General features: G+C 56.9%; 23 protein-coding genes, 3 tRNA genes and 1 pseudogene. 16 read left to right on the forward strand and 11 right to left on the reverse strand.

What is annotated here, in order from left to right:
- Window positions 1–2,056, forward strand: a 2,056-nt coding sequence (gene recB, locus LJA86_RS16695; protein WP_229226452.1) for an exodeoxyribonuclease V subunit beta, incomplete at its 5' end; no start/stop codon positions are given.
- A complete protein-coding gene (gene recD, locus LJA86_RS16700) occupies window positions 2,053–3,873 on the forward strand; it encodes an exodeoxyribonuclease V subunit alpha (RefSeq protein ID WP_229226453.1) in 1,821 nt (606 codons plus the stop codon). The genes recB and recD, both read left to right, overlap by 4 nt.
- A gap of 34 nt (window positions 3,874–3,907) precedes the next feature.
- Here the strand turns inward: recD and argA are convergent, their stop codons facing one another.
- The gene (gene argA, locus LJA86_RS16705; RefSeq protein WP_023294467.1) at window positions 3,908–5,239 is read right to left on the reverse strand and encodes an amino-acid N-acetyltransferase; all 1,332 of its coding nucleotides are present in this window, start codon (window positions 5,237–5,239) and stop codon (window positions 3,908–3,910) included.
- A gap of 227 nt (window positions 5,240–5,466) precedes the next feature.
- On the opposite strand from argA, the gene amiC reads away from it, so the two are divergent.
- Window positions 5,467–6,720: an N-acetylmuramoyl-L-alanine amidase AmiC gene (gene amiC, locus LJA86_RS16710; RefSeq protein ID WP_021242006.1), complete on the forward strand. Its 1,254-nt coding sequence runs from the start codon at window positions 5,467–5,469 to the stop codon at window positions 6,718–6,720.
- 87 nt (window positions 6,721–6,807) lie between these two features.
- Here amiC and LJA86_RS16715 read toward each other — a convergent pair.
- The 3 genes from LJA86_RS16715 to LJA86_RS16725 form a co-directional block, all read right to left on the reverse strand.
- A tRNA-Met gene (locus LJA86_RS16715) sits at window positions 6,808–6,884 on the reverse strand.
- A 44-nt stretch (window positions 6,885–6,928) separates the two neighbouring features.
- Window positions 6,929–7,005: transfer RNA gene (locus tag LJA86_RS16720), tRNA-Met, on the reverse strand.
- 44 nt (window positions 7,006–7,049) lie between these two features.
- A tRNA-Met gene (locus LJA86_RS16725) sits at window positions 7,050–7,126 on the reverse strand.
- 208 nt (window positions 7,127–7,334) lie between these two features.
- Here LJA86_RS16725 and mltA point away from each other — a divergent pair.
- Both mltA and tcdA read left to right on the forward strand, forming a co-directional pair.
- The gene (gene mltA, locus LJA86_RS16730; protein WP_021241890.1) at window positions 7,335–8,432 is read left to right on the forward strand and encodes a murein transglycosylase A; all 1,098 of its coding nucleotides are present in this window, start codon (window positions 7,335–7,337) and stop codon (window positions 8,430–8,432) included.
- A gap of 75 nt (window positions 8,433–8,507) precedes the next feature.
- Entirely contained in the window at window positions 8,508–9,314 is an 807-nt protein-coding gene (gene tcdA, locus LJA86_RS16735) for a tRNA cyclic N6-threonylcarbamoyladenosine(37) synthase TcdA (RefSeq protein ID WP_006811804.1), read from the forward strand.
- Here tcdA and csdE read toward each other — a convergent pair.
- Entirely contained in the window at window positions 9,305–9,751 is a 447-nt protein-coding gene (csdE, locus tag LJA86_RS16740) for a cysteine desulfurase sulfur acceptor subunit CsdE (protein ID WP_045908462.1), read from the reverse strand. The genes tcdA and csdE overlap by 10 nt on opposite strands.
- Window positions 9,751–10,956, reverse strand: a complete 1,206-nt coding sequence (csdA, locus tag LJA86_RS16745) for a cysteine desulfurase CsdA (protein ID WP_045908463.1) — start codon at window positions 10,954–10,956, stop codon at window positions 9,751–9,753. Before csdA ends, csdE begins: the two co-directional genes overlap by 1 nt.
- Before the next feature lie 192 nt (window positions 10,957–11,148).
- On the opposite strand from csdA, the gene LJA86_RS16750 reads away from it, so the two are divergent.
- The 4 genes from LJA86_RS16750 (at window position 11,149) to rlmM (ending at window position 14,171) form a co-directional block, all read left to right on the forward strand.
- Complete coding sequence (locus LJA86_RS16750) at window positions 11,149–11,376, forward strand: YgdI/YgdR family lipoprotein (RefSeq protein ID WP_008499648.1); 228 nt, start codon at window positions 11,149–11,151, stop codon at window positions 11,374–11,376.
- Window positions 11,377–11,725: 349 nt separating this feature from the next.
- Window positions 11,726–12,643, forward strand: a complete 918-nt coding sequence (gene gcvA / locus LJA86_RS16755) for a glycine cleavage system transcriptional regulator GcvA (protein ID WP_008499647.1) — start codon at window positions 11,726–11,728, stop codon at window positions 12,641–12,643.
- Between the two features lie 39 nt (window positions 12,644–12,682).
- Window positions 12,683–13,078, forward strand: coding sequence for a DUF423 domain-containing protein (locus tag LJA86_RS16760; protein WP_008499646.1), 396 nt, complete (start codon window positions 12,683–12,685; stop codon window positions 13,076–13,078).
- On the forward strand, window positions 13,071–14,171 hold the full coding sequence (gene rlmM, locus LJA86_RS16765) for a 23S rRNA (cytidine(2498)-2'-O)-methyltransferase RlmM (RefSeq protein WP_048029185.1): 1,101 nt from the start codon (window positions 13,071–13,073) through the stop codon (window positions 14,169–14,171). Before LJA86_RS16760 ends, rlmM begins: the two co-directional genes overlap by 8 nt.
- Window positions 14,172–14,233: 62 nt before the next feature.
- Here the strand turns inward: rlmM and xni are convergent, their stop codons facing one another.
- The 5 genes from xni to queF form a co-directional block, all read right to left on the reverse strand.
- On the reverse strand, window positions 14,234–14,989 hold the full coding sequence (gene xni / locus LJA86_RS16770; RefSeq protein ID WP_021241892.1) for a flap endonuclease Xni: 756 nt from the start codon (window positions 14,987–14,989) through the stop codon (window positions 14,234–14,236).
- Window positions 14,990–15,101: 112 nt separating this feature from the next.
- Window positions 15,102–16,469: an L-serine ammonia-lyase gene (locus LJA86_RS16775; protein WP_229226454.1), complete on the reverse strand. Its 1,368-nt coding sequence runs from the start codon at window positions 16,467–16,469 to the stop codon at window positions 15,102–15,104.
- Between the two features lie 65 nt (window positions 16,470–16,534).
- Complete coding sequence (locus tag LJA86_RS16780) at window positions 16,535–17,830, reverse strand: HAAAP family serine/threonine permease (RefSeq protein ID WP_008499642.1); 1,296 nt, start codon at window positions 17,828–17,830, stop codon at window positions 16,535–16,537.
- A 515-nt stretch (window positions 17,831–18,345) separates the two neighbouring features.
- Window positions 18,346–19,710 carry a nucleotide 5'-monophosphate nucleosidase PpnN gene (gene ppnN / locus LJA86_RS16785; protein ID WP_008499641.1) on the reverse strand — a complete coding sequence of 455 codons (1,365 nt, stop codon included), beginning with the start codon at window positions 19,708–19,710 and terminating at the stop codon, window positions 18,346–18,348.
- Window positions 19,711–19,826: 116 nt separating this feature from the next.
- A complete protein-coding gene (queF, locus tag LJA86_RS16790) occupies window positions 19,827–20,669 on the reverse strand; it encodes an NADPH-dependent 7-cyano-7-deazaguanine reductase QueF (protein ID WP_063622377.1) in 843 nt (280 codons plus the stop codon).
- A gap of 69 nt (window positions 20,670–20,738) precedes the next feature.
- On the opposite strand from queF, the gene syd reads away from it, so the two are divergent.
- The 7 genes and pseudogenes from syd to gudD all read left to right on the forward strand — a co-directional run.
- On the forward strand, window positions 20,739–21,284 hold the full coding sequence (gene syd / locus LJA86_RS16795) for a SecY-interacting protein (protein ID WP_045908467.1): 546 nt from the start codon (window positions 20,739–20,741) through the stop codon (window positions 21,282–21,284).
- A gap of 632 nt (window positions 21,285–21,916) precedes the next feature.
- The gene (locus LJA86_RS16800; RefSeq protein ID WP_023309024.1) at window positions 21,917–22,246 is read left to right on the forward strand and encodes a YqcC family protein; all 330 of its coding nucleotides are present in this window, start codon (window positions 21,917–21,919) and stop codon (window positions 22,244–22,246) included.
- Window positions 22,243–23,019, forward strand: a complete 777-nt coding sequence (gene truC / locus LJA86_RS16805) for a tRNA pseudouridine(65) synthase TruC (protein WP_229226455.1) — start codon at window positions 22,243–22,245, stop codon at window positions 23,017–23,019. The genes LJA86_RS16800 and truC overlap by 4 nt, the downstream gene beginning before the upstream one ends.
- Before the next feature lie 24 nt (window positions 23,020–23,043).
- Window positions 23,044–23,493, forward strand: coding sequence for a flavodoxin (locus LJA86_RS16810; protein WP_229226456.1), 450 nt, complete (start codon window positions 23,044–23,046; stop codon window positions 23,491–23,493).
- A gap of 333 nt (window positions 23,494–23,826) precedes the next feature.
- Window positions 23,827–25,182, forward strand: coding sequence for a galactarate/glucarate/glycerate transporter GudP (gene gudP / locus LJA86_RS16815; protein ID WP_032675441.1), 1,356 nt, complete (start codon window positions 23,827–23,829; stop codon window positions 25,180–25,182).
- On the forward strand, window positions 25,182–26,522 hold the full coding sequence (locus LJA86_RS16820) for a glucarate dehydratase family protein (protein ID WP_229226457.1): 1,341 nt from the start codon (window positions 25,182–25,184) through the stop codon (window positions 26,520–26,522). Before gudP ends, LJA86_RS16820 begins: the two co-directional genes overlap by 1 nt.
- 12 nt (window positions 26,523–26,534) lie before the next feature.
- Window positions 26,535–26,910 (forward strand): annotated as a pseudogene (gene gudD / locus LJA86_RS16825) (glucarate dehydratase); the annotation flags it as partial.

The raw sequence follows: 26,910 nt of genomic DNA on the forward strand, positions 1-26,910 counted from the left end.
GCCTGCCATGAACTTCTGGCTGCTGGATGGGGAAGGCTGCGGCGTTGCCGACTATCAAAATGCCATGGCCCAGCACTGTGCCGCGCAAATCCGTGACTGGCTCAGTGCCGGGGCGCGGGGCGAGGCGCTGCTGTGGAAGGGGGATAACCCCACCCCGGTAAAGGCATCGGATATTACGGTGCTGGTGCGCAGCCGTCAGGAGGCCGCATTCATCCGCGACGCCCTGACGTTACTGAATATCCCCTCCGTCTACCTCTCGAACCGTGACAGCGTCTTTGAAACGCTTGAGGCGCAGGAGATGTTATGGCTGCTGCAGGCCGTGCTGGCCCCGGAGCGGGAAAGTACATTGCGCAGCGCATTAGCCAGCGCGATGCTCGGACTGAACGCGCGCGATATTGATACCCTCAACAATGACGAAGCCGCGTGGGATGCCGTGGTGGAGGAATTTGTCCACTACCGGGAAAGATGGCAGAAGCGCGGCGTGATGGCGATGGTGCGCGAGCTCATGGCTCAGCGCCACATCGCGGAGAATATGCTGGCTACCGCAGGCGGCGAGCGGCGTTTGACCGATATTTTACACATCAGCGAACTCTTGCAGGAAGCGGGTACGCAGCTGGAGAGCGAGCACGCCCTGGTGCGCTGGCTGGCGCAGCAGATTGCCGATCCGAACAGCAATTCCTCCAGCCAGCAGATGCGCCTCGAGAGTGATAAACATCTGGTGCAGATCGTCACCATTCACAAGTCGAAAGGTCTGGAATATCCGCTGGTCTGGCTGCCGTTTATCGCCAATTACCGCGTGCAGGATCAGGCTTTTTACCACGATCGCGAGTCTTTTGAGGCTGTGCTCGATCTCAGCAACGCGGAGTCCAGCGTTGAGCTGGCAGAGGCCGAACGTCTGGCGGAAGATTTACGCCTGCTCTACGTGGCGCTGACCCGCTCGGTCTGGCACTGCAGCCTGGGTGTTGCGCCGCTGTTCCGGCGTCGGGGCGAAAAGAGCGGGGAGAGCGATTTTCATCTGAGCGCGCTGGGGCGGCTTATTCAGCAGGGTGAACCCAAAGACGCGGCGGGCCTGCGCCAGTGCATCGAATCCCTTTGCTCTGAGCATGTTGCCCTGCATATTCCTTCGCTGCCCGACAACAGCCGCTGGCACATGCCGGAGCCGCACGAGTCAGATCTCCATGCCCGTCGGGTGGTACGCACGATTGCCGACGACTGGCGCGTGACCAGCTACTCCGGCTTACAGCAGCACGGGCAGAGTATTGCGCAGGATCTGATGCCAAAACTGGACGTGGATGCCGCAGGCGGCGGTAGCGTACCCGTTGAGCCGGTGCTGACGCCGCACCAGTTCCCGCGCGGCGCCTCGCCGGGCACGTTTTTGCACAGCCTGTTTGAAGAACTGGATTTTACCCAGCCGGTTTCCGAAGAGTGGGTGCTAAAGATGTTACAGAGCGGTGGTTACGACGCGCAATGGCAGCCGGTTCTCACCGACTGGATCCGCGCGGTTCTGCATGCTCCGCTCACCGCACAGGGGATCTCGCTTAGCCAGTTGACCGCCAAAGATAAGCAGGTGGAGATGGAGTTTTACCTCCCCATCGCCAGCCCGCTCAGTGCCGAGGCGCTTGATGCGCTGATCCGCGAGTACGATCCGTTATCCGCCGGATGCCCGCCGCTGAACTTCCGCCAGGTGCAGGGGATGCTAAAAGGCTTTATCGACCTCGTTTTCCGCCACGAAGGGCGCTACTACCTGCTGGATTACAAATCGAACTGGCTGGGCGAAAACAGCGAAGCCTATACCCAACAGGCGATGGCGTCGGCTATGCAAATGCATCGCTACGATCTGCAGTACCAGCTTTATACCCTGGCGCTGCACCGTTACCTGCGCCATCGTATTGCCGATTACCGTTACGACGCGCATTTTGGCGGCGTGATTTACCTGTTCTTGCGCGGCGTGGATGCCAACGACCCGCGTTCCGGCGTCTTTAGCACGCGTCCGGCTGTGGAACTGATTGAAAAAATGGATAACCTGTTTGCTGCAGGCACGGAGGAGGTGGCATGACGATGCAGACGCTACTGCTGGACGCGGTTGAACAACGATTACTGCGCCACCTGGACGTGCAGTTTGCCATGATGGTGGCAGGCGAGGAGCCTGCCGTCATGCTTGCCGCCGCCATTCTGAGCAAAGACGCGGGGGAGGGGCACGTATGTCTGCCGCTGTCGCGTCTGGCGGTGGATGAGAAAATGCCTCCGGCTTTACAGGCGTGTTTCGCGCTGCTGGGTGACGCCGTGGACTGGCAGGCGATACTACGCCGTTCGCCTGCCGTGAGCGGAGCCGATACCGGGACGCCAATGATTCTGGTCGGCGAGCGTTTGTATCTTAACCGGCTGTGGCGTAACGAACTGACGGTGGCGCGCTTCTTCAGCGAGACCAACGCCCCGCTTCCCTGTGATGAAACGCGGCTCCGGCAAACGCTGGATGCGCTGTTTACCTCTGACGACGCGACAGACTGGCAAAAAGTGGCGGCTGCAGTGGCCTTAACGCGTCGGATCTCGGTGATTTCTGGCGGTCCGGGCACCGGGAAAACGACCACCGTGGCAAAACTGCTTGCCGCGCTGATTCAGTTATCGGGCGAGCAAAAGTGCCGTATTCGCCTGGCGGCCCCCACCGGTAAAGCGGCGGCGCGTCTGACGGAGTCGTTAGGCGGCGCGCTGCAAAAGCTGCCGCTTACCCGGGAGCAGCTTGCGCTTTTCCCCAACGAAGCCAGCACGCTACACCGTTTGCTTGGCGCTCAGCCGGGTAGCCAGCGTCTGCGCTATCATGCCGGTAATCCGCTGCACCTTGACGTGCTGGTGGTGGATGAAGCGTCGATGATTGACCTGACGATGATGTCGCGTTTGATTGATGCGCTACCGCCGCACGCGCGCGTCATTTTTCTCGGCGATCGTGACCAGCTTGCCTCCGTGGAGGCGGGGGCCGTACTGGGCGATATCTGCACCTATGCCAGCCTGGGGTATACCGCTGAACGCGCCCAGGAGCTCGCCCGTCTCACCGGATGTACTCTCACCTCTGAAAGCCACTCGCTTGCAGGCGCGCTGCGCGACAGCCTGTGTCTGCTGCAGAAAAGCTACCGTTTCGGCAGCGATTCCGGTATCGGCCAGCTTGCGGCGGCCGTAAACCGGGGAGACAGGCACGCCACCTCCGCGGTGTTTGCCGGAACCTTTACGGATATTGAGAAAAAATCGCTGGAAAGCGGAGAGGCGTATCAGGCGATGCTGGATGATGCCCTGCAAGGGTATCAGCACTTTCTGACGGGGGTACAACAGCAGCGTCCGCCGGAGCAGGTCATTGCCGCGTTTGGTGAATATCAGCTGCTCTGTGCGCTGAGGGAAGGTCCCTTTGGCGTCCGGGGCCTGAACGACAGGCTGGAACAGCTGCTGGCGCAAAAGCGTAAAATTAACCGTACCCCGCACTCGCGCTGGTATGAAGGGCGGCCGGTGATGATTTCCCGCAACGACAGCGCGCTGGGGCTCTTTAACGGGGACATCGGGATTGCGCTCGACTGCGGCCAGGGGCTGCGCGTCTGGTTCCAGATGCCGGACGGGAGCGTGAAGTCTTTCCAGCCCAGCCGTTTGCCCGAGCATGAAACCGCCTGGGCGATGACGGTGCATAAATCCCAGGGCTCCGAGTTTAACCACGCGGCGCTGATCCTGCCCACGCAGCTTTCCCCCGTCATTACCCGCGAGCTGATCTATACCGCCATTACGCGCGCGCGTCAGCGCCTGTCGCTGTATACCGATGAACGCGTGCTGGTGCAGGCGATAGCCACCCGCACGGAACGCCGAAGCGGGCTGGGCGCGATATTTGAGTCCCTCTGAACGAACGCCCTCGCCGCAAGGTGAGGGCGTCGTATCATCCCAGGTCCGCCATCAGCACTTTTGAACGGCGCTGATAGTTGTACATCTCTTTCTTCGTTTCCGGCAGGGAATCAATATCCACCGGCGTGAAGCCGCGCTCCTGGAACCAGTGAATGCTGCGCGTCGTCAGGACGAACAGCTTGCTCAGCCCCATCTGGCGCGCCTGTGCCGCCACGCGCTCAAGCAGCATTTCACCGCGTGAAGAGCTGCGGTAATCAGGATGCACCGCCACGCAGGCCATTTCACCGATCTTCTCTTCCGGGAACGGATAAAGCGCGGCGCAGGCGATGGTCAGGTTATCGCGCTGAATAATGGTGAATTTGTCGATCTCCATCTCCAGCTGCTCGCGTGAACGACGCACCAGAATACCCTGCTGTTCCAGCGGGCGGATCAGTTCCAGAATACCGCCGATATCGTTGATGGTGGCGCGGCGTATCTGCTCCGCGCTCTCCATGACAATCTGCGTACCAATACCGTCGCGGGAGAACAACTCCTGCAGCAGGGCGCCATCTTCCTGATAGCTGATCAGGTGGCTACGGCGCACGCCGCTGCGGCAGGCCTTCACGGCGCCACGCAGGAAGCGGACGGTGCCGGAGTAGTAATCGCCTTCGGCTTCCAGCGCCTCCACGCGGGCCTGGGCTTCATTCGGGAAGAGTTCCGGCACGATCGTTCCTTCATCGTTCACGACCCCCTGGGAGGAGCAGAACCCAATCATTTTTTCCGCCTTCAGCTTGATCGCCAGCTGCGTGGCGATCTCTTCTGAGGTGAGGTTAAAGCTTTCGCCGGTCACCGAAACGGCGACCGGGCCCATCAGGACGATGGCTCCGCTGTCCAGCTGGCGGTGTATGGCTTCTTCATCAATACGACGAATGCGGCCGCTGTGGCAGTAATCCACGCCATCGTCCACGCCGAGCGGCTGGGCAATGATGAAGTTGCCGCTCACAACATTGATATGCGCGCCCTGCAGCGGCGTGTTGTTCAGGCTCATGGACAGGCGAGCGGTAATATCCAGCTGCAGCAGACCCGCCGCCTGCTTCACCAGCTCAAGGGTTTTGGCATCGGTGACGCGGGTATGTTTGTGGTAAATCGGCTCGTGGTGGTGAGCGGCCAGGTTGGCGTCGATCTGCGGGCGCGCGCCATAGACCACCACCAGGCGGATCCCCAGGCTGTGCAGCAGGCCAATGTCATTGACGATGCTGGAAAAATTTTCATGCTCAATGGCTTCGCCGCCAAGCATGATGACAAACGTTTTTCCCCGATGGGCGTTGATATAGGGAACAGAATGGCGGAATCCCTGGACCAGTTCGGTTCTACGTTCCTTCACCATGGCACAACCCTTAATGAATGTTTATTCGTAATTTCTGTATTTTTATTCGATTGTGGCCACGTGTGCAAGCGCAAATTTTCCGCGACCCACAGAAAATGATAAGTAATCCGTGCGTTAGCGTATGATTGTTTACCCTTTTATAGATGACAGTTTATGCGTCATTCGTTAAAGTTTTCGGTCAATCTGGACATTTTGTATATCAGTCAGTGTTCTTGCTCGGGAGAAGCATGTCGGGATCCAATTCAGCAATAAGCCGCCGCCGTTTGTTAAAAGGGGCCGGGGCAATGTGGTTGCTTAGCGTCAGTCAGGTCGGTCTTGCCGCCACCAGTCAGGTCGTGGCGGTGCGCGTCTGGCCATCGTCGACCTATACGCGCGTGACGGTCGAATCCAATCGCGTGCTGAAATATAAGCAATTTGCCCTCAGCAACCCGGAACGTGTGGTGGTGGATCTCGAAGGCGTTAACCTCAACTCCGTGCTGAAAGGGATGGCGGCGCAGATCCGCGGCGACGATCCGTTTATTAAATCGGCGCGCGTCGGGCAGTTCGATCCGCAAACCGTGCGCATGGTGTTTGAACTGAAGCAGAACGTGAAGCCGCAGCTGTTTGCCCTGGCGCCTGTCGCGACGTTCAAAGAGCGCCTGGTCATGGATCTCTACCCGGCCAATGCGACGGATATTCAGGATCCGCTTCTCGCTCTGCTGGAGGACTACAACAAGGGCGATCTGCAGCGTCAGGTTCCGCCGGCGCAAAGCGGTCCGCAGCCGGGGAAAGCAGGGCGCGATCGTCCGATTGTGATCATGCTCGATCCAGGCCATGGCGGCGAAGACTCCGGCGCGGTGGGGAAATACCGCACGCGCGAAAAAGACGTGGTCCTGCAAATTGCCCGTCGTCTGAAGGCGTTGATTGATAAAGAAGGCAATATGCGCGCCTATATGACGCGCAATGAAGACGTCTTTATTCCGCTGAAGGTCCGGGTGGCGAAAGCGCAGAAGCAGCGCGCAGATTTGTTCGTCTCAATCCATGCGGATGCGTTTACCAGCCGTCAGCCAAGCGGCTCGTCGGTGTTTGCGCTCTCAACCAAAGGCGCAACCAGTACCGCCGCGAGATACCTGGCGGACACTCAGAACGCCTCGGATCTGATCGGTGGCGTGAGCAAAAGCGGCGATCGCTACGTCGACCACACCATGTTCGATATGGTGCAGTCGCTGACCATTAACGACAGCCTGAAGTTTGGTAAAGCGGTGCTGGGCAAGCTGGGCAACATCAATAAGCTGCATAAGAACAGCGTTGAACAGGCCGGATTTGCGGTACTCAAGGCGCCGGATATCCCGTCCATCCTCGTTGAAACCGCGTTTATCAGTAACGTGGAAGAGGAGCGTAAGCTCAAGACGGCAAAATTCCAGCAGGAAGTGGCGGAGTCGATTCTGGCAGGGATTCGTGCGTATTTCTCTGACGGGGCGACGCTGGCGCGGCGCGGGTAGATCTTTTGGCCGGGTTTACGCCCGGCAAATTCACAAACGACAGATACAAAAAAACACCCTTAAGGGTGTTTATTGTTTTAGAAGTGTTGGTTGCGGGGGCCGGATTTGAACCGACGACCTTCGGGTTATGAGCCCGACGAGCTACCAGGCTGCTCCACCCCGCGTCCGTCTTTCTACTCTTGTAGAAGCTTACTTCTTCAAATTTGATTGGTTGCGGGGGCCGGATTTGAACCGACGACCTTCGGGTTATGAGCCCGACGAGCTACCAGGCTGCTCCACCCCGCGTCCGTCTTTCTACTGTCGTAGAAGATACTTCATCAAATTTTAATTGGTTGCGGGGGCCGGATTTGAACCGACGACCTTCGGGTTATGAGCCCGACGAGCTACCAGGCTGCTCCACCCCGCGTCCGTGGATGCGCACTATACTCGGATAGGTTTGTGATGCAACCCCTTTTTCACATTTATCATGATTTTGTATGCAAATTGAACGACATGGCGCTGTTTGGACTATTTTTTGCGCAAAATTTGCCAAAGGGCATGCGATCGCATTTCATTAGCCCTGGCGGTTTGTTATCTTCATCACGCGGAAATGGGCAACTTAAAGACGAGACAGAATGAAAGGACGTTGGGCGAAGTATCTGATGGCGGGCGCAATGGTAGCGATTCTTGCGGCCTGTTCTTCCAAACCGACCGATCGCGGTCAACAGTATAAAGACGGGAAGTTATCCCAGCCTTTCTCTTTAGTTAATCAGCCTGATGCTGTCGGCGCACCGATTAATGCCGGTGATTTCTCCGAGCAGGTCTACCAGATCCGCAACGCGTCACCGCGTTTATATAGCGCACAGAATAACGTTTATAGCGCGGTACAGGACTGGCTGCGGGCGGGCGGCGATACGCGCAACATGCGCCAGTTTGGTATCGACGCCTGGCAGATGGAAGGGGCCGATAACTACGGCAACGTTCAGTTTACCGGCTACTACACCCCGGTTATCCAGGCGCGACACACGCGTCAGGGCGAATTCCAGTACCCTATCTACCGTATGCCGCCTAAACGCGGTCGTCTGCCGTCGCGTGCCGAAATTTACGCCGGTGCGCTGAGTGAAAATTACGTTCTGGCCTACAGCAACTCGCTGATGGATAACTTCATCATGGACGTTCAGGGCAGCGGCTATATTGATTTTGGCGACGGTTCACCGCTTAACTTCTTCAGCTATTCCGGTAAAAACGGCCACGCCTATCGCAGTATTGGCAAGGTGCTGATCGACCGCGGCGAAGTGAAGAAAGAAGACATGTCGATGCAGGCGATCCGCGAGTGGGGCGAAAAGCACAGCGAGGCCGAGGTGCGTGAGCTGCTGGAGCAGAACCCGTCGTTCGTCTTCTTTAAACCGCAAAACTTCGCGCCGGTGAAAGGGGCGAGCGCGGTACCGCTGATTGGCCGTGCGTCGGTGGCATCGGATCGTTCGATTATTCCTGCGGGCACCACGCTGCTGGCAGAGGTCCCGCTGCTGGACAACAACGGCAAGTTCAACGGCCAGTATGAGCTGCGTCTGATGGTGGCGCTGGACGTCGGCGGCGCGATCAAAGGCCAGCACTTCGATATCTATCAGGGCATTGGCCCGGATGCAGGCCACCGTGCAGGCTGGTATAACCACTACGGACGCGTGTGGGTACTGAAGGCCGCACCGGGTGCCGGAAACGTATTCAGCGGCTGATTGTGGTATTCTGAGCGCAATACGGATTACTGTTCAGGGTGAGGAGAACCTCACCCTTTTTACATCTGAGGTGTTATGTCTGTGGTAATCAGCGATGCCTGGCGCCAGCGTTTTGGCGGCACGGCACGTCTCTATGGTGAAAAAGCCCTGCAGCTGTTTGCGGATGCGCATGTCTGCGTCGTGGGCATTGGTGGTGTGGGGTCGTGGGCCGCAGAAGCGCTGGCGAGAACCGGTATTGGCGCAATCACGCTGATTGATATGGATGACGTGTGCGTCACCAACACCAACCGTCAAATCCACGCCCTGCGTGATAACGTCGGCCTGGCAAAATCTGAGGTCATGGCGGAGCGCATCCGTTTGATCAACCCGGAGTGCCGCGTGACGGTGATCGACGACTTTGTGACGGCAGATAACGTCGCGGAGTACATGAGCAAAGGCTACAGCTATGTGATTGACGCCATCGACAGCGTGCGTCCAAAAGCCGCGCTGATCGCATACTGTCGTCGTTACAAGGTCCCACTGGTGACGACCGGCGGCGCGGGCGGGCAAATCGATCCGACGCAGATCCAGGTGGCCGATCTGGCGAAAACCATTCAGGATCCTCTTGCCGCCAAGTTGCGTGAACGCCTGAAAAGCGACTTTAATGTTGTGAAAAACAGCAAAGGCAAGCTGGGCGTTGACTGCGTGTTCTCGACCGAAGCGCTGGTCTACCCGCAGGCGGATGGCTCCGTGTGTGCGATGAAAAGCACGGCGGAAGGGCCAAAAAGAATGGATTGTGCCTCAGGCTTTGGCGCGGCCACCATGGTGACCGCTTCCTTCGGCTTTGTGGCGGTGTCTCACGCCCTGAAGAAGATGATGGCGAAGGCGGAACGTCAGGCCTGAGCCTGACGGGCGGCGTCCAGTACCGCGTCGCTGAGCGCGATCAACCCCTGACCGCGCGAGGCGCTGAGCTGCGCGCGCAGCCCCAGCTCATCAAATAACGCCAGCGGCGAGTGCGCCAGCAGTTCCGCCGCGCTTTTCCCTTCCACTGCCGTCAACAATACGGCCAGCAGACCCCGAACGATGCGGCCTTCGCTGTCGCCGAAGAAGTGCAGTTTCTCGCCGGACACGCTTACGCCCAGCCAGACGCGGTTTTCACAGCCAGCGATCTCTTTCGCCTGCGCCTTGAGATCGTCAGAGAGGGTCGGTAATTGCTTACCAAGAAGAATCAGCTGGCGATATTTATCTTCCCACTGTGAAAGCGGGGCAAAGGTCTGTTTTAACGTCTCTTCAGTGATGACGGTGCCAAACGGATGTCCGGCTAAAGCAGCGTGAGTCATTAATCCACCAGTATTTCAAGCGCGCGGTCAACGGCAGCGACCAGCGCGTCAACATCGCTTTGTGTGTTATAGGGCGCGAACGAGGCACGCAGCGTACCGCTCACGCCGAGCGCCGCCAGCAGCGGCTGCGCGCAGTGCTGCCCGGCGCGCAGGGCGATGCCATACCCGGCCAGCAGCGTCACCATGTCACTGTGATGCACGCCCGTAAAATCAAAGGCGAGCAGGCTTGAGTCCTGAACGCGGAACGAGCGGAAACCCGGGCGCTTCTTCAGTTCTTCCTCTGCCAGCGTCGCCAGTCCCCGGCTCCAGCTTTCAGCCTGAACAACGTCTGTTTCTGCCAGCCACTCCAGCGCCGCGCTTAGGCCAATGACACCCGCCACGTTCGGCGTACCGGCTTCCAGGCGGTAAGGTACATCCTGCGTTTTGAAACCGTCAAAAGTCACTTCCGTGATCATCTTGCCGCCCCCGAGCCACGGCGTCATTTTTGCCAGCAGTTCCGGCTTGCCGTACAACGCCCCTATACCGGTTGGTCCGTAGAGCTTGTGCCCTGAGAAAGCATAGAAGTCGATATCCAGCGCCTGTACGTCGGCCGGGAAGTGCACCACGCCCTGCGCGCCGTCGACCATCACCACCATACCGCTGGCATGGGCTATCCGAATAGCCTGAGCCAGGTCCGGGCAACCACCGGTAACGTTGGACATCTGTCCGAGCGCCAGAATGCGGCTGCGGGGGGTAATCAACTCGGGGAGACGGGCCACATCGGGCAGAAGGTCTGCGCCAAGCGGAAGCTTCACCACACGTGCACCCGTTTGTTCGGCCACCATTAGCCACGGCACCAGGTTGGCGTGATGTTCCGCCTCGCTGATGACGATCTCATCACCCGGCTGAAGAAGCGGGCGCGCGTAGCACTGGGCCACCATATTGATGGCCTCGGTGGTGCCGCGCGTCCAGACGATGTTCTTCCCGCTTTCGGCATTGATCAGGTGCGCAACCCGATCGCGCGCCGCTTCATAGCGCGCGGTTAATCGCTGCGCTTCGGCAAACTGGCTGCGATGCACGTTCCCGGCGCTCAGGCTGTAGAACTGCTGCGTGGCGTCAATGACCGCCTGTGGCTTGAGGGCGGTGGCGGCACTGTCCAGATAAATACCGGCATCGGCCAGCGCCGGAAACTGTGCGCGGAACTGCGCAGGACTGAAAGCGTTCATGGGATTCCTCATTTCAATATCACGATCGTCGCGCAATTTCAGCGGCAGGGCAAGGAGGTTGATATCTATCGGAATTGTCTGCTTATCCAGATGACCCCAAAAAAGCAGGTTATGCTAAATAGTGTTAGGCGGATGTTTTAGCCTGTTATAAATCGAGGTTTGAATAGCATTAATTGCTAAAGGAGAATAATCATGAATAAGACAGCTGCAATCATCTCTGCCTGTGCGTTTACTTTTGCCCTGAGCGCCTGTTCCGGTAACAACTACGTGATGCACACCAACGATGGTCGTTCCATCGTTTCGGAAGGGAAACCGACAACCGATAACGATACCGGGATGATTTCGTACAAAGATGCTAACGGGAACAAGCAGCAGATCAACCGCACGGACGTGAAAGAGATGAAAGAGATCGAGCATTAACAGATCGCAGGCGAAAAAAAAGCACCGCAAATTGGCGGTGCTACATTAATCACTATGGACAGACAGGGTAAATGTACAGGAAGTGAAAAATTGGTAGCGTTGCTACCGTGGTCTGAATCGCAGACCAATTGCAAACACAACAACACAACATCACAACCGTAAGCCAAAAGCCCTTCAGAACACGCATTCCGAAAAAAGCTCTTCGTTCCGGCTCAGGAAGTGCCGCCACTATAGGTATTTGCTGGTAGTTCCTCAACGGACAAATTATAATGGCTCAGATAAAAAAAACTAATAGGTTAAACGTTGTTTCCTATTTGTTAAATTCCGTTAACATCTAAGCCAGATAACCATGTCAAAGCGATTGCCCCCCCTCAACGCATTACGTGTTTTTGATGCAGCAGCACGTCACCTGAGCTTCACCCGCGCAGCCGATGAGCTTTTTGTGACACAGGCCGCAGTAAGTCACCAAATCAAGTCTCTGGAGGATTTTCTGGGCCTTAAGCTGTTTCGTCGACGCAACCGCTCGTTGCTGTTGACCGAAGAGGGGCAGAGCTATTTTCAGGATATTAAAGAGATTTTTTCGCAGCTCACTGAAGCCACGCGTAAGCTACAGGCCCGCAGTGCAAAAGGTGCCCTGACTGTCAGTTTATTGCCCAGTTTTGCCATTCAGTGGCTGGTGCCAAGACTCTCAAGCTTTAACTCAGCTTATCCGGGGATAGACGTTCGAATCCAGGCCGTGGATCGTCAGGAAGACAAGCTGGCCGATGACGTGGACGTCGCGATTTTTTATGGTCGCGGTAACTGGCCGGGCTTGCGTGTTGAGAAATTATACGCAGAATATCTCCTGCCGGTCTGTTCTCCCCTGCTGTTAACGGGTGACAAGGCGCTGAAGTCCCCCGCTGACCTGGCGCAGCATACGCTTTTACATGATGCCTCTCGACGCGACTGGCAAACTTATACCCGTCAATTAGGTCTTACTCATATAAACGTGCAGCAGGGACCCATCTTTAGCCACAGCGCGATGGTGTTACAGGCTGCCATTCACGGGCAGGGCGTGGCGTTGGCGAACAACGTCATGGCGCAGTCCGAAATTGAGGCAGGTCGCCTGGTCTGCCCTTTTAATGATGTACTGGTCAGCAAGAATGCGTTTTATCTGGTTTGTCATGACAGTCAGGCAGAACTGGGTAAAATAGCCGCCTTCCGGCAGTGGATACTGGCGAAAGCGGCAAGCGAGCAAGAAAAATTCCGCTTTAGGTATGAACAATAACGTTTGTGTGCCGGGCACGCATTAATTCAGGACTTAAACATGACCAGCCGATTCATGCTGATTTTTGCCGCGGTGAGTGGCTTTATTTTTGTTGCACTGGGCGCCTTCGGCGCACATGTCTTAAGCAAGTCGTTGGGCGCTGTAGAGATGGGCTGGATCCAGACCGGCCTTGAATATCAGGCGTTCCATACGCTGGCGATCTTTGGGCTGGCGGTGGCGATGCAGCGCCGTATCAGCATCTGGTTTTACTGGAGCAGCGTCTTCCTGGCGCTGGGCACGGTGCTTTTTAGCGGCAGCCTCTACTGTCTGGCACTTTCGCATTTACGCCTGTGGGCGTTTGTTACACCTGTCGGCGGCGTCAGCTTCCTGGCGGGTTGGGTATTAATGTTTATCGGAGCTATCCGTCTGAAACGCAAGGGCGTTGTTCATGAATAAGGTTGTTTTATATTGTCGCCCGGGGTTTGAGAAAGAATGCGCCGCGGAAATTACCGATAAAGCGGCGAAGCGCGAAATCTTCGGCTTTGCTCGCGTAAAAGAAAACGCGGGTTACGTGGTTTTTGAATGCTATCAGCCTGAAGATGCGGATAAGCTGGCACGCGAGCTGCCGTTCAGCTCGCTTATCTTTGCGCGCCAGATGTTTGTCGCGGGTGAGCTGCTGAAGGATCTTCCCCCGGAAGACCGCATCACCCCCATTGTCGGCATGCTGCAGGGCGTGGTGGAGAAGGGCGGCGATCTGCGCGTTGAAGTGGCGGATACCAACGAAAGTAAAGAGTTGATGAAGTTCTGCCGTAAGTTCACCGTTCCGCTGCGTGCGGCGTTGCGTGATGCGGGCGTGCTGACGAACTACGAAACGCCGAAGCGTCCGGTGGTGCATATCTTCTTTATCGCACCGGGCTGCTGCTATACGGGCTATTCGTACACTACCAACAACTCTCCTTTCTTTATGGGCATCCCGCGTCTGCGCTTCCCGGCCGATGCGCCAAGCCGTTCCACGCTCAAGCTGGAAGAGGCATTCCACGTCTTTATCCCGGCGGATGAATGGGATGAGCGTCTGGCAAACGGCATGTACGCCGTCGATCTCGGCGCGTGCCCGGGCGGCTGGACCTATCAGCTGGTGAAACGCAACATGTGGGTATCGTCCGTCGATAACGGCCCGATGGCGCAAAGCCTGATGGACACCGGGCAGGTCACCTGGCTGCGTGAAGACGGCTTCCGCTATCGCCCGAACCGTAACAACATCTCATGGATGGTGTGCGACATGGTTGAGAAACCGGCGAAAGTGGCCGCGCTGATGGCCTCCTGGCTGGTAAACGGCTGGTGTCGCGAGACCATATTCAACCTCAAGCTGCCGATGAAAAAGCGCTATGAGGAAGTGTCGCAGAACCTGGCCTACATTCAGGAGCAGATGGACGAACACGGGATTAACGTGGAGATCCAGGCGCGTCAGCTGTATCACGACCGCGAAGAGGTGACGGTGCATATTCGTCGCTGGTGGGCGGCCGTAGGCGGGCGTCGCGACGAGCGCTAATACGTGCTTTGTTTTGCCCGGTAGCGCTGCGCTTACCGGGCCTTCAAAACCGTGTCGTCGTTTTAACGTTCTAACCTTAACTGCTGTAAATTCCCGTCCAGCTGTAAATCCGTCTGTAGCGTTGCGATTTCCCGGCAGATAAACGCCATCTCTTTATGCGCCTCCAGCTTCTTGCGCCATTTTTCTGGCACCTCGTCCAGACGGGCGTAAATGCCTTCCAGACTCTGAAAATCGGTCAGCAACTGCGCGGCGCTCTTCGGCCCAATCCCGGCCACTCCCGGTACTTTAGAACTGCTGATCCCTGCCAGGCCCCAGTAATCCGGCAGTTGCTCAGGCGATACGCCAAATTCGCTGGCAATGAACGGCGCATCCAGCCAGCGTTTTTGAAAATAGTCGCGAATGCGGATAGTGGGGGAGAGCAGCTGGCAGTAGCCTTTGTCCGTTGAAACGATCGTGGCCTGATGCCCGGCACTCGCCACCTTTACGGCCAGGGTGGCCGCGAGATCGTCGGCTTCATTTCCCTGTGCGCCCCAGCAGGGGACGCCCCGCTGTTCAAATGCGGCGCGCAGCATGGGTAATTCGGCGTGAAGATCGTCCGGCATCGGTGCGCGTCCGGCTTTGTAGTCGGGCAGACGCTGGTGCCGCCAGCCCGTATTGCGGGCTTCGTCATCAAATACCGCGACCGCATGGGTGGGTTCACTGTGGCGGATAAGCTGTTCCAGCGCGTGCAGGCAGGTGTCTTTACAAGGCGTCCCCTGTACCGCATGGATACGGCGAATCAGGTTAAGTGCATCGACGATAAGTAAATGAACGGCCACAGATAATCTCCCTTCTATCTAATGCATGAAGGGTAACACTGTCAGCAGCATGAAACTATGAATGGTGGGGAAAACAGGAAGAAGCCTCGCAAAACGAGGCTTCCTGAGAGGCTTAATCGCAGGTTACGATCTTCATCGCCAGGCCGCCGCGAGAGGTTTCGCGGTATTTGGCATTCATATCTTTACCGGTTTCGTACATGGTCTCGATAACCTTATCGAGACAGACGCGCGGTTCGCTGGTGCGGCGCAGCGCCATACGTGCCGCGTTCACCGCCTTCACGGAGGCAATCGCATTACGCTCGATGCACGGAACCTGTACCTGGCCAGCAACCGGGTCACAGGTCAGCCCCAGGTTGTGTTCCATGCCGATTTCCGCAGCAATGCACACCTGCGCCGGGCTTGCGCCCAAGAGCTCCGCCAGACCGGCTGCCGCCATGGAGCATGCCACGCCGACTTCACCCTGACAGCCCACTTCCGCACCGGAAATGGAGGCGTTCATCTTATACAGAGAACCAATCGCACTGGCCACCAGCAGGTAGCGCGCCAGCGAGTTCGCATTCACTTCACGGATAAACTTGTCGTAGTACGCCAGTACCGCCGGAACGATGCCGCAGGCACCGTTGGTCGGTGCGGTGACCACACGGCCCCCTGCGGCATTTTCTTCGTTTACCGCCAGGGCGAACATGTTGATCCAGTCCACCACGGCCATCGGGTCCGTTGTCGTTTTGTCGGTGCTCACCAGCATACGGCGTAGCGCTGCCGCACGACGCGGTACGCGAAGCTTGCCCGGCAGAACGCCTTCGGTGGTGATCCCGCGCTCAATACCGCCGCGCATCACGTCCCAGACGTTAGCGAAGTGCTGTTCCAGCTCCTCTTTGCTGTGCAGCGCCAGCTCGTTTTTCATCATCAGACCGGAGAGGGAAAGGCCCGTCTCCTTGCAGTGACGCTGGAGGTCTGCCGCCGTTTTGTACGGATACGGCACCTCGACAGAAGAAGTGTTGGTTTGACCAAAGTGGTCTTCGTCGACGATAAAACCGCCGCCGATAGAGTAATAAGTCTGGCTGTATACCGCTTTGTCGCCGGCCAGCGCGGTAATGCGCATACCGTTTTCGTGCAGCGACAGGTTGTCCGCATGGAAATTCATGCAATGGTCAACCGGGAATTCAACCTCGTGCTCGCCGTTCGCCAGCAGCAGGCGCCCGTGGGTGTTCACGTCCTGGATAAAGCCAGGGATCGCATCAATATCAACGGTATCCGGCAGGTTTCCCGCCAGGCCCATGATAATGGCGATATCGGTGTGGTGGCCTTTCCCGGTCAGGGAAAGCGAGCCGTATACATCGACAACCACGCGGGTGATGTCGTGCAAGATGCCGCGTGCAATCAAGTCATCCGTGAACTGCTTACCGGCTTTCATCGGTCCGACGGTGTGAGAGCTGGAAGGACCAATACCGATTTTGAAAATATCGAATACGCTAATCATGATGCGTCCATTGCTTTCAGTCAGAGAGGAGGGAGTGCGCCGTCCGGGGACGGCGCGGGTGAGAATCAGAACATGGTGTACAGGGAGTAGAAGATCGCAGAGATAGCGATAAGCCCCATGATAACCACAAAGACGTTGCTGACATGACCGCTGTACTTACGCATAGCCGGGACTTTCTGAATCGCGTACATCGGCATCAGGAACAGAATCATCGCGATGACCGGGCCGCCCAGGGTTTCAATCATGCCCAGGATGCTTGGGTTCAGCGTCGCTACCGCCCAGGTGGTGAGCAGCATGAACAGTGCAGTGATTTTGTTCAGCTTGTTGATTTCAATGCTCTTGCCTTTACCGCGCAGAGATTTAATCACCATACCGTTGAAGCCTTCACGTGCGCCGAGGTAGTGGCCCAGGAAGGATTTGGTGATGGCGATCATCGCGATGATCGGTGCCATCCACGCAATCAGCGGTGCGTTAAAGTGGTTCGCCAGGTAAGACAGAATTGAGATGTTCTGCTCTTTCGCTGCCGCCAGGTCCGCCGGGGAGAGGCTCAGTACGCAGCTGAAGACGAAGAACATAACGGTCAGCACCATCATGATGTGAGCGCGTGCCAGAATGCTGGAGCACTTCTTCTCTGCACCATTACCGTACTCTTCACGTTTCGCCACGGCGAAAGAGGAGATGATAGGAGAGTGGTTGAAGGAGAAGACCATTACCGGGATCGCCAGCCACAGGGTCATCAGCAGGCCGTTACCGGTCGCAGACGCGCTGCTCAGGGACAGGGTTTCCAGCGCTGCACCGTTCCACTGTGGGATCAGGTAGCAGGCCAGCAGCATCAGTGCGGCCACAAACGGGAACACCAGTACGCTCATCGCTTTCACAATCATCTGCTCGCCGAAGCGCACGATGGTCATCATGCCGACAATCAGGATCAGAGACAGGATGGCACGCGGTGGCGGCGTCATATGCAGCTGGTGCAGCATGAAGCTTTCAACGGTGTTGGTGATCGCCACGCTGTAAACCAGCAGGATAGGGTAAATCGCGAAGAAGTAGAGCAGGGTAATCAGTTTACCTGCGCCCACGCCGAAATGCTCTTCAACCACTTCAGTGATGTCTTCACCCGGGTTTTTACCGGACAGCACGAAGCGGGTCAGACCGCGATGTGCAAAGAAGGTCATCGGGAAAGCAATGATAGCCATAATGATCAGCGGGATCAGACCGCCGACGCCTGCGTTGATAGGAAGGAACAGTACACCAGCGCCGATTGCCGTGCCGTAAAGGCCAAGCATCCACATGGTATCCGTTTTGCGCCAACCACTTCGGGATTCAATCGAAGCAACGGTGCTGGTTTGAGTGGTTTCCATCTGTATCTCCTGGAGGAAGCGAATTGTCAGGTTTTTAGTCAAATCCGATGAAAAAGTGCCTGACGGTAATATGAAATTCGTTCAGTGACGGTTTTTTAATAATTTTTGCCCGTAACTATTGGCGGGCGGAAAGATACATTCTAGTTATGAATCTATCAGTGATCGTGATCCCAAATGCAATAATCCACTTATGATGTGGGCATCTTTAGACCATTTATCTGTTAAAAAAACATCAAAGAGAATTTACGGGCGCGAAGGCTACCACCAACGACATGTGCGCTGAAAGACCGCCCCGTGATATAGGTGTCTTTCGCTGTAAAGAAATGGGTTTTTAGTATTTTCTGGCAGGTAGTTTGGATTAAGGCTGATAATTTACGGTTGCAAAATGCAGGTAATCGTTTGCGTATGTGACAACTTTGTAAAAGATATAAGTGATGCCTATGAATTACATCAGGAATAAAAAAAGCCGGGACGCGCAACAGGGCGACCCGGCTTTGATGAGATATCGCTAAGCGTCAGGTGCAGATTTCGTAGCAAGGAATATAGGCAGAGCCCGGCAGCTTCATGCGGTGCTGGGCGACAAAGCCCTGAAGCATGTCATCCATACGGCGCATCATCTCCGGATCGCCGTGGATCTTGTACGGACCGTACTGCTCAATGGCGCGGATACCGACCTCTTTGACGTTGCCCGCCACAATCCCGGAGAAGGCGCGACGCAGATCGGCGGCCAGGACTTCCACCGGCTGATCCGGGTAGAGTTTCAGGTTCGCCATGTTCTCGTGTGAAGGCTCGAACGGGATCTGCAGATCCGGTGCAATGCGGATTGACCAGTTAAAGCTGTAGGCATCCCCGGTATCGCGACGGTTCTCTTTCACCAGCGGCATCGCTTTTTTCATCTGGCGCGCCACTTCCGCAGCATCGTCGATGATGATGCGGTAGTGACGACGCGCGGCTTCACCCAGCGTGTGCACGATAAACTCGTCCAGCACGCGGAAGTAGTCGGCGCTCTCTTTTGGCCCGGTCAGGATCAGCGGCAGAACCTGATCTTTGTTGGCCGGGTTCATCAGAATACCCAGCAGATAGAGCAGCTCTTCCGCTGTCCCCACCCCGCCCGGGAAGATGATGATGCCGTGGGCGATACGGACAAACGCTTCAAGACGTTTCTCGATATCCGGCATGATAATCAGTTCGTTAACCAGCGGGTTAGGTGGCTCTGCGGCGATGATGGACGGCTCGGTCATGCCGATAAACCGTCCCTCTTTGTAGCGCTGCTGCGCGTGACCCACTGCGGCACCTTTCATTGGCGCTTCCATCGCACCCGGACCACAGCCGGTACAGATATTCAGCTCGCGCAGGCCAAGCTGGGTGCCCACCCGACGCGCATAAAGGTATTCGGTTTCGTTAATGGAGTGACCGCCCCAGCAGACGACCATGTTCGGCGCTTCACCCACGTGCAGGGCACGGGCGTTGCGCAAAATGGAGAACACCAGGTTGGTGATATGGACCGAGCTTTCCAGATCGAGATGCTGGAAACGGCCTGCGTTGTGGATCTGCCCGTTAACAAACAGGATGTCACGCAGCACGGCAAACAGGTTAGCCTGAAGTGAGCGGATGATGCGTCCGTCGACAAACGCCTCTTCCGGCGGGTTGATGACTTCAAGCTTCACGCCACGCTCGCGGCGCAGCACGTTGATATCAAAGCTTTCGAAGCGGGACAGCAGTTCTTTACTGTTATCTGTCAGGCTTCCGGAGTTCAGAACGGCAAGTGAACAGTTACGAAACAGTTGATAAAGATCGCTGCTGGCCGTGCGTTTAAGCATGTCCACTTCCAGCTGCGACAACATATCCATTGAGCCAAGCGGGCTAATATGTGTAATCAAGTGAGCTCCTTACGGGACGATTATCGTCTTTCCCTGTTGATTACAATAGCCCTGGCGCGTGACGTTTCACAACCTAAAGCGCGGAAGATACCGCGCATATTGTGAAAATATTTATATTACTGACGCACCAGCCGGCCCGTCGCCGGCACAAAATCGGTATTGGTGCGCCACGGGTTAATGTCCAGACCGCCGCGGCGGGTGTAGCGCGCGTAAACGCTCAATTTTTCTGGCTGGCAGAAGCGCTGAATATCGCTAAAGATGCGCTCCACGCACTGCTCGTGGAATTCATTGTGATGGCGGAACGACACCAGGTAGCGCAGCAGCTTTTCTCGGTCAATTTTCGGGCCGCGGTACTGGATCTGCACCGAGCCCCAGTCCGGCTGATGCGTGATCAGGCAGTTGGATTTCAGCAGATGGCTGACCAGCGTCTCTTCGACCACCTTGCCGCTCGCCGCGTTTTCGAGGTAGTCCGCGCTGAATTCATAATTCTCCACCTCGATGTCCTGATCGTCGATGCAGGTTCCGTTGAAGTGGGCGACCGGCTGGCCTTCCAGCTCGTGCAGGCGATACAGTGAGACGCTCACCTTTCCCTGCGCGCAGGCGCTTAAATCACGTTCCAGGGTGTGCTGAACATCCTCCCAGCTGTTGAATTTGGTCTGGTTAAAGCTGTTGAGATAGAGCTTAAAGCTTTTCGACTCGACGAGATTCACGCTGGCGTAATCCAGCTCAACGTGGCCCACCGCCACCTGCGGCAGACCGCGCGCGTTGAGCCACGAGAGTTCGTACAGCGTCCAGATATCGCCACCCACGAACGGCAGCGCGTCCGCGTGCAGTCCCAGAGGATCGCGGTTCAGGCTACGCGGCACGCCCTGCAGCAGGCTTGCATCGTAGGTATCGCGGTAATCGGTCGATTTACCCAGCGTTAAGCCGGTTAACGCCTGATGATTTTCGTAAGACATGTTTCATAGCCACTTTACAGGTACACTTATGGCCTGAGTTTATCCTGTCTGACAAGAAGAGAGAAATCGGTGGACATCGAAACTGCAAATGCCCTCACTACCTTTACGACCCGCTACTGCGACGCATGGCATGAAAAGCAGGGCACGTGGCCGCAAAGTGCTGATTTATATGGCGTCCCTTCGCCATGCATTATCTCTTCGCTTGATGATTACGTGATCTGGCAGCCGAAGCCGAATACCGGCGAGCAGAATGTAAATGCGGTTGAACGGGCAATGGACATTGTGGTACAACCAGCGGTTCATGCGTTTTATGCCACGCAGTTTGCAGGGGATATGCCTGCGCGCTTTGCGGACATGACGCTGACGCTGTTGCAGACCTGGAGCGAAGACGATCTGCAGCGTGTTCAGGAAAACCTGATCGGTCATCTGGTCACGCAAAAGCGCCTTAAGCTTTCTCCGACGCTCTTTATCGCCACGCTGGACAGCGAGCTGGACGTTATCTCCGTCTGTAACCTGTCAGGTGAAGTGATTAAAGAGACTATCGGTACCCGCAATCGCGAGACTCTCGCCCCCTCTCTTGCGGATTTCCTCACCCGACTTGAGCCCCTTCTGTAATCCATGCTGCTACAGCGCGTGTGAGAGATCTCTTACAAGGTTTGTGAGAGATCGCTGGAACATTCAGTATTACCTCATTAAATTCAGATTAATATCACTCTATTTTTCAATGCATTAGTTGTTCATCCTATTATTTTTAGGGAGTCCCGGCGTCTTACAACTCTGGCTGAGTGGGTTGTAAGACGAAGCGGAATAGCGGATTCTATCTCCGTCGACAGGAAGCCGACACGAGAAACGAACATCAGGATGATGGCGTTTCTCACACAGGACTCGTCAGGATGGCGCTGCAGGAAGGCTTCAGGATGAAGCAAAGTGGATAACGCAGGATGCGTAAGGGACACCTCCAGGAAGGAGAACGAGAGCCGGTCAGGATGATCGGTGGGTCAGGAAGGCCAGGACGTTTCAGGATGAAACAAACGCGTCAGGAAGATGTGTGCAGGATGCGAAAGGTAGACGGATGACCAGGCCTTCGGGCTTCAGGAAAAGTTGTCACGGATGAGCAGGGAGCACGAATTGTAGCTGGAATGCTGCGGAACGAACCGGGAGCACTGTTTTTACAGTGCTCCCTTTTTTTATTTCTGCCTTTCGCAATGCTATGCTGCGCGCCGTTCACATTTTCAGTTGAGGTTACTATGACGCAACACGATAGCGTTCGTGCTCAGTTGCACGCCATCGAAGCCCTTTTGCGCCAACATCAGCTGTGGCAGGAGACCGCGCCGCAGCCAGAAGCGTTCGCCAGCACCCAGCCCTTTTGCCTGGATACGCTGGCCCCGTTTGAGTGGCTGCAGTGGGTGTTAATTCCGCGCATGCACGCCCTGCTTGAGGGGGGGCACCCCTTGCCGCAGGCGTTTGCTGTCTCTCCCTATTATGAAATGGCGCTCGAAGCGACGCACCCTGCGCGCGACGTCATGCTGGTCGAACTGGAAAAACTGGATGCCCTGTTTGCCGGTGAAGATGCATGACGCTTGAGATCCTCTATCAGGACGAGTGGCTGGTGGCGGTGAATAAACCGTCAGGCTGGCTGGTGCACCGCAGCTGGCTGGATCGCGACGAGAAAGTGGTGGTGATGCAGACCGTTCGCGACCAGATTGGTCAGCATGTATTTACCGCCCATCGCCTCGACCGGCCGACCTCCGGTGTGCTGCTGATGGGGCTTTCCAGCGAAGCTGGCCGTCTGCTGGCGCAGCAGTTCGAACAGCACCAGATCCAGAAGCGCTATCACGCGGTCGTGCGTGGCTGGCTGACCGAGTCCGCCACCCTGGACTATCCGCTGGTGGAGGAACTGGACAAAATCGCCGATAAATTTTCCCGCGATGACAAAGGTCCGCAGCCGGCCGTGACGGATTATCGCGGCATGGCGACGACGGAAATGCCGGTAGCCACCAGCAAATTTCCGACCACACGCTACAGCCTGGTTGAGCTTCTGCCCAAAACCGGGCGTAAGCACCAGCTGCGACGCCATCTTGCGCATCTGCGCCACCCGATTATTGGCGACAGCAAACACGGTGATTTGCGCCAGAACCGCAGCGCGGCCGAGCATTTTGGCTGCCATCGTCTGATGTTACACGCAAGCGAGCTCAGCCTGACGCACCCGTTTACCGGCGAGCCGCTGACTATCCGCGCGGGGCTTGACGACGTCTGGATGCAGGCGCTGTCACAGTTTGGCTGGCTCGGACAACTCCCCGAAAATGAAAGGGTTGAGTTTGTATCGGGCAACGTTCAGGATGAAGAGTAAGCGCATTCAATATGGGAAAATAGCATGGCTGAAGTAGGCATTTTTGTCGGCACAATGTACGGCAACTCGCTGCTGGTCGCGGAAGAGGCGGAGGCGATTCTGGCAAGCCAGGGTCATAAAGCCACGGTCTATGAAGATCCAGATCTGGCGGACTGGGAAAAGTATAAAGATAAATACATTCTGGTGGTGACCTCCACCACCGGGCAGGGCGATCTGCCGGACAGCATCGTGCCGCTGTTCCAGGGCATTAAAGACCAGCTTGGCTATCAGCCAGATGTTCACTACGGCATCATCGCCCTCGGCGACAGCTCTTACGCTAACTTCTGCGGCGGCGGCAAGCAGTTCGATGCGCTCCTGCAGGAGCAGAGCGCCCAGCGCGTTGGCGAGATGCTGCTGATTGATGCGGGTGAACACCCAGAGCCAGAAAGCGAATCAAACCCGTGGGTGGAGAACTGGGCCTCACTTCTCAAATAACACGCTGCCCGGCGGCGCTTCGCTTGCGCGGGCCTACGAGTTTTCCAGGCCGGGTCAGGCGTAGCCGCCACCCGGCATTACCCCCCGCCCCAAACGCCATTTCCGTGAACCACCTTCCACTCCTCTGGGCTTATGCCCTAAACAACCTCCCTCACACCCTTTAATACTGTGTTTTTGCACGGTGAGGTGAAGAGGCACTCCTTCATATACTTTTCCGGTCACGATAAAACGGCTTCAGGCCGTACCAAAACGACAAAATCAATCTCATTCTGCTTACCCTACCGGTGCTGTACAGAATGAACCAGGCGAAAGCTATGTTTCAGGAGTGCAACAATGAGTTCATTAAGCCACGCAGCGAGCAGCGCTGAAAAGCGCACCAATGCTCGCTACTGGATAGTGGTGATGCTGTTTATCGTCACGTCCTTTAACTATGGTGACCGCGCCACGCTGTCGATTGCCGGCTCGGAAATGGCAAAAGATATCGGCCTCGATCCCGTGGGTATGGGTTACGTTTTCTCCGCCTTCTCGTGGGCCTACGTCATCGGGCAAATTCCTGGCGGCTGGCTGCTGGACCGCTTTGGCTCTAAACGGGTCTATTTCTGGTCCATCTTTATCTGGTCTGCCTTTACCCTGCTGCAGGGCTTCGTCGATATCTTCAGCGGCTTCGGCATTATCGTGGCGCTCTTCACGCTGCGCTTCCTGGTGGGGTTAGCGGAAGCGCCTTCCTTCCCGGGCAACAGCCGCATTGTGGCGGCCTGGTTCCCGGCGCAGGAGAGGGGAACGGCGGTGGCGATTTTTAACTCCGCACAGTACTTCGCGACGGTGATCTTTGCGCCCATTATGGGCTGGCTGACCCATGAGGTGGGCTGGTCGCACGTGTTCTTCTTTATGGGGGGACTCGGGATCGTCATCAGCTTTATCTGGCTGAAAGTGATCCACGAACCCAACCAGCACCCTGGCGTAAACAAAAAAGAGCTGGAGTACATTGCAGAAGGTGGTGCGCTGATCAACATGGACCAGAAATCCTCGACGGCGAAAGTCCCGTTCAGCCAGAAATGGGCGCAGATCAGGCAGCTCGTCGGATCGCGCATGATGATCGGGATCTATCTGGGCCAGTACTGTATCAACGCCTTGACCTACTTTTTCATCACCTGGTTCCCGGTTTACCTGGTGCAGGCACGCGGCATGTCGATTCTGAAAGCGGGGTTTGTCGCCTCGGTTCCGGCCATCTGCGGCTTCGTGGGAGGCGTGCTCGGCGGGGTCATTTCCGACTGGCTGATGCGCCGCACCGGTTCCCTGAACATCGCGCGTAAAACGCCTATCGTGCTCGGCATGCTGCTCTCCATGACCATGGTGTTCTGTAACTACGTCAATGCCGAGTGGATGATTATCGGCTTTATGGCGATGGCCTTCTTCGGCAAAGGCATTGGCGCGCTGGGCTGGGCGGTGATGGCGGATACGGCCCCGAAAGAGATCAGCGGCCTGAGCGGCGGTCTGTTCAACATGTTCGGCAATATCTCCGGGATTGTTACACCCATCGCTATCGGCTACATCGTCGGCACCACCGGATCGTTTAACGGTGCGCTAATCTACGTGGGTGTGCATGCGCTGGTGGCGGTCCTGAGTTACCTGGTGCTGGTGGGGGATATCAAACGCGTCGAACTTAAACCTGTTGCGGAGCGTGGCTGATGACAACGCAATCGAGCCCAACCATCACTGAGATGAAGGTCATCCCGGTGGCCGGGCAGGACAGCATGCTGCTCAATATTGGCGGTGCGCATAACGCCTGGTTTACCCGTAATATCGTCGTGCTGAAAGACAGCGCAGGAAATACCGGCGTGGGCGAGGCGCCAGGCGGAGAGGTGATTTACCAGACGCTGGTCGATGCCATTCCGCAGGTCGTGGGGCAGGAGATTGCCCGCCTGAACAAGGTGGTTCAGCGGGTGCATAAGGGCAATCAGTCGGCAGACTTTGAGACGTTCGGAAAAGGTGCCTGGACGTTTGAACTGCGCGTCAACGCGGTTGCCGCCCTGGAAGCGGCTCTGCTTGATTTACTGGGGAAGGCGCTCAATGTCCCGGTCTGCGAACTGCTGGGGCCCGGCAAACAGCGCGATGCGGTCACCGTGCTGGGCTATCTGTTCTACGTTGGCGATCGCAATAAAACCGATCTCCCCTATCTGGCCCGAACCGCGGGCGACCACGACTGGTATCAGTTGCGCCACCAGGAAGCGCTCTCCAGCGACGCGGTGGTGCGGCTGGCCGAGGCGGCGCAGGATCGCTACGGCTTTAAGGACTTCAAGCTGAAGGGTGGCGTGCTACCCGGCGAGCAGGAGATTGAAACGGCCCGGGCGCTGAAAAGGCGCTTCCCGGATGCACGGATCACCGTCGATCCGAACGGCGCATGGCTGCTGGATGAAGCCATTAGCCTGTGCAAAGGGCTGGGGGATGTCCTGACCTATGCGGAAGACCCCTGCGGCGCGGAGCAGGGCTTCTCGGGCCGCGAAGTGATGGCCGAGTTCCGTCGTGCCACCGGGCTGCCGGTGGCGACCAATATGATCGCCACGAACTGGCGCGAAATGGGGCACGCGGTGATGCTGAACGCCGTCGACATACCGCTGGCGGACCCGCACTTCTGGACGCTCTCCGGCGCAGTGCGCGTGGCCCAGCTGTGCGATGACTGGGGGCTCACCTGGGGCTGTCACTCCAACAATCACTTTGATATTTCGCTGGCGATGTTTACCCACGTTGGCGCCGCAGCGCCGGGTAACCCGACCGCCATCGACACTCACTGGATTTGGCAGGAAGGGGAAGCCCGCCTGACGAAAAATCCGCTGGAAATCACAGAGGGCAAAATTGCCGTACCGGATGCGCCGGGCCTGGGCGTGGAGCTGGACTGGGATCGGATCCATAAAGCCCATGAGGCGTATAAAAAATTGCCGGGCGGCGCGCGTAACGACGCGGGCCCGATGCAGTACCTTATTCCCGGCTGGACATTTGACCGTAAGCGCCCTGTTTTCGGACGTCACTGATAAAAGGATTGAATGATGAGTACTTTTTCTACCCCTGTCGTCACCGCCATGCAGATCGTTCCGGTTGCGGGCCATGACAGCATGCTGATGAACCTGAGCGGCGCGCACGCGCCGTTCTTTACCCGCAACATTGTCATTATCAAAGACAATGCTGGCCATACCGGCGTGGGCGAAATTCCGGGCGGGGAGAAGATCCGCAAAACCCTGGAAGAGGCCATTCCGCTGGTGGTGGGCAAAACGCTGGGGGCGTATAAAAATGTCCTCAACACCGTGCGCAATACCTTTGCCGATCGCGATGCCGGGGGCCGGGGCCTGCAGACCTTCGATCTGCGCACCACTATCCACGTGGTGACCGGAATTGAAGCCGCGATGCTGGATCTGCTGGGCC

It is taken from the genome of Enterobacter sp. TCD1-1, assembly GCF_020567405.1.
GTDB lineage: Bacteria > Pseudomonadota > Gammaproteobacteria > Enterobacterales > Enterobacteriaceae > Enterobacter > Enterobacter quasiroggenkampii.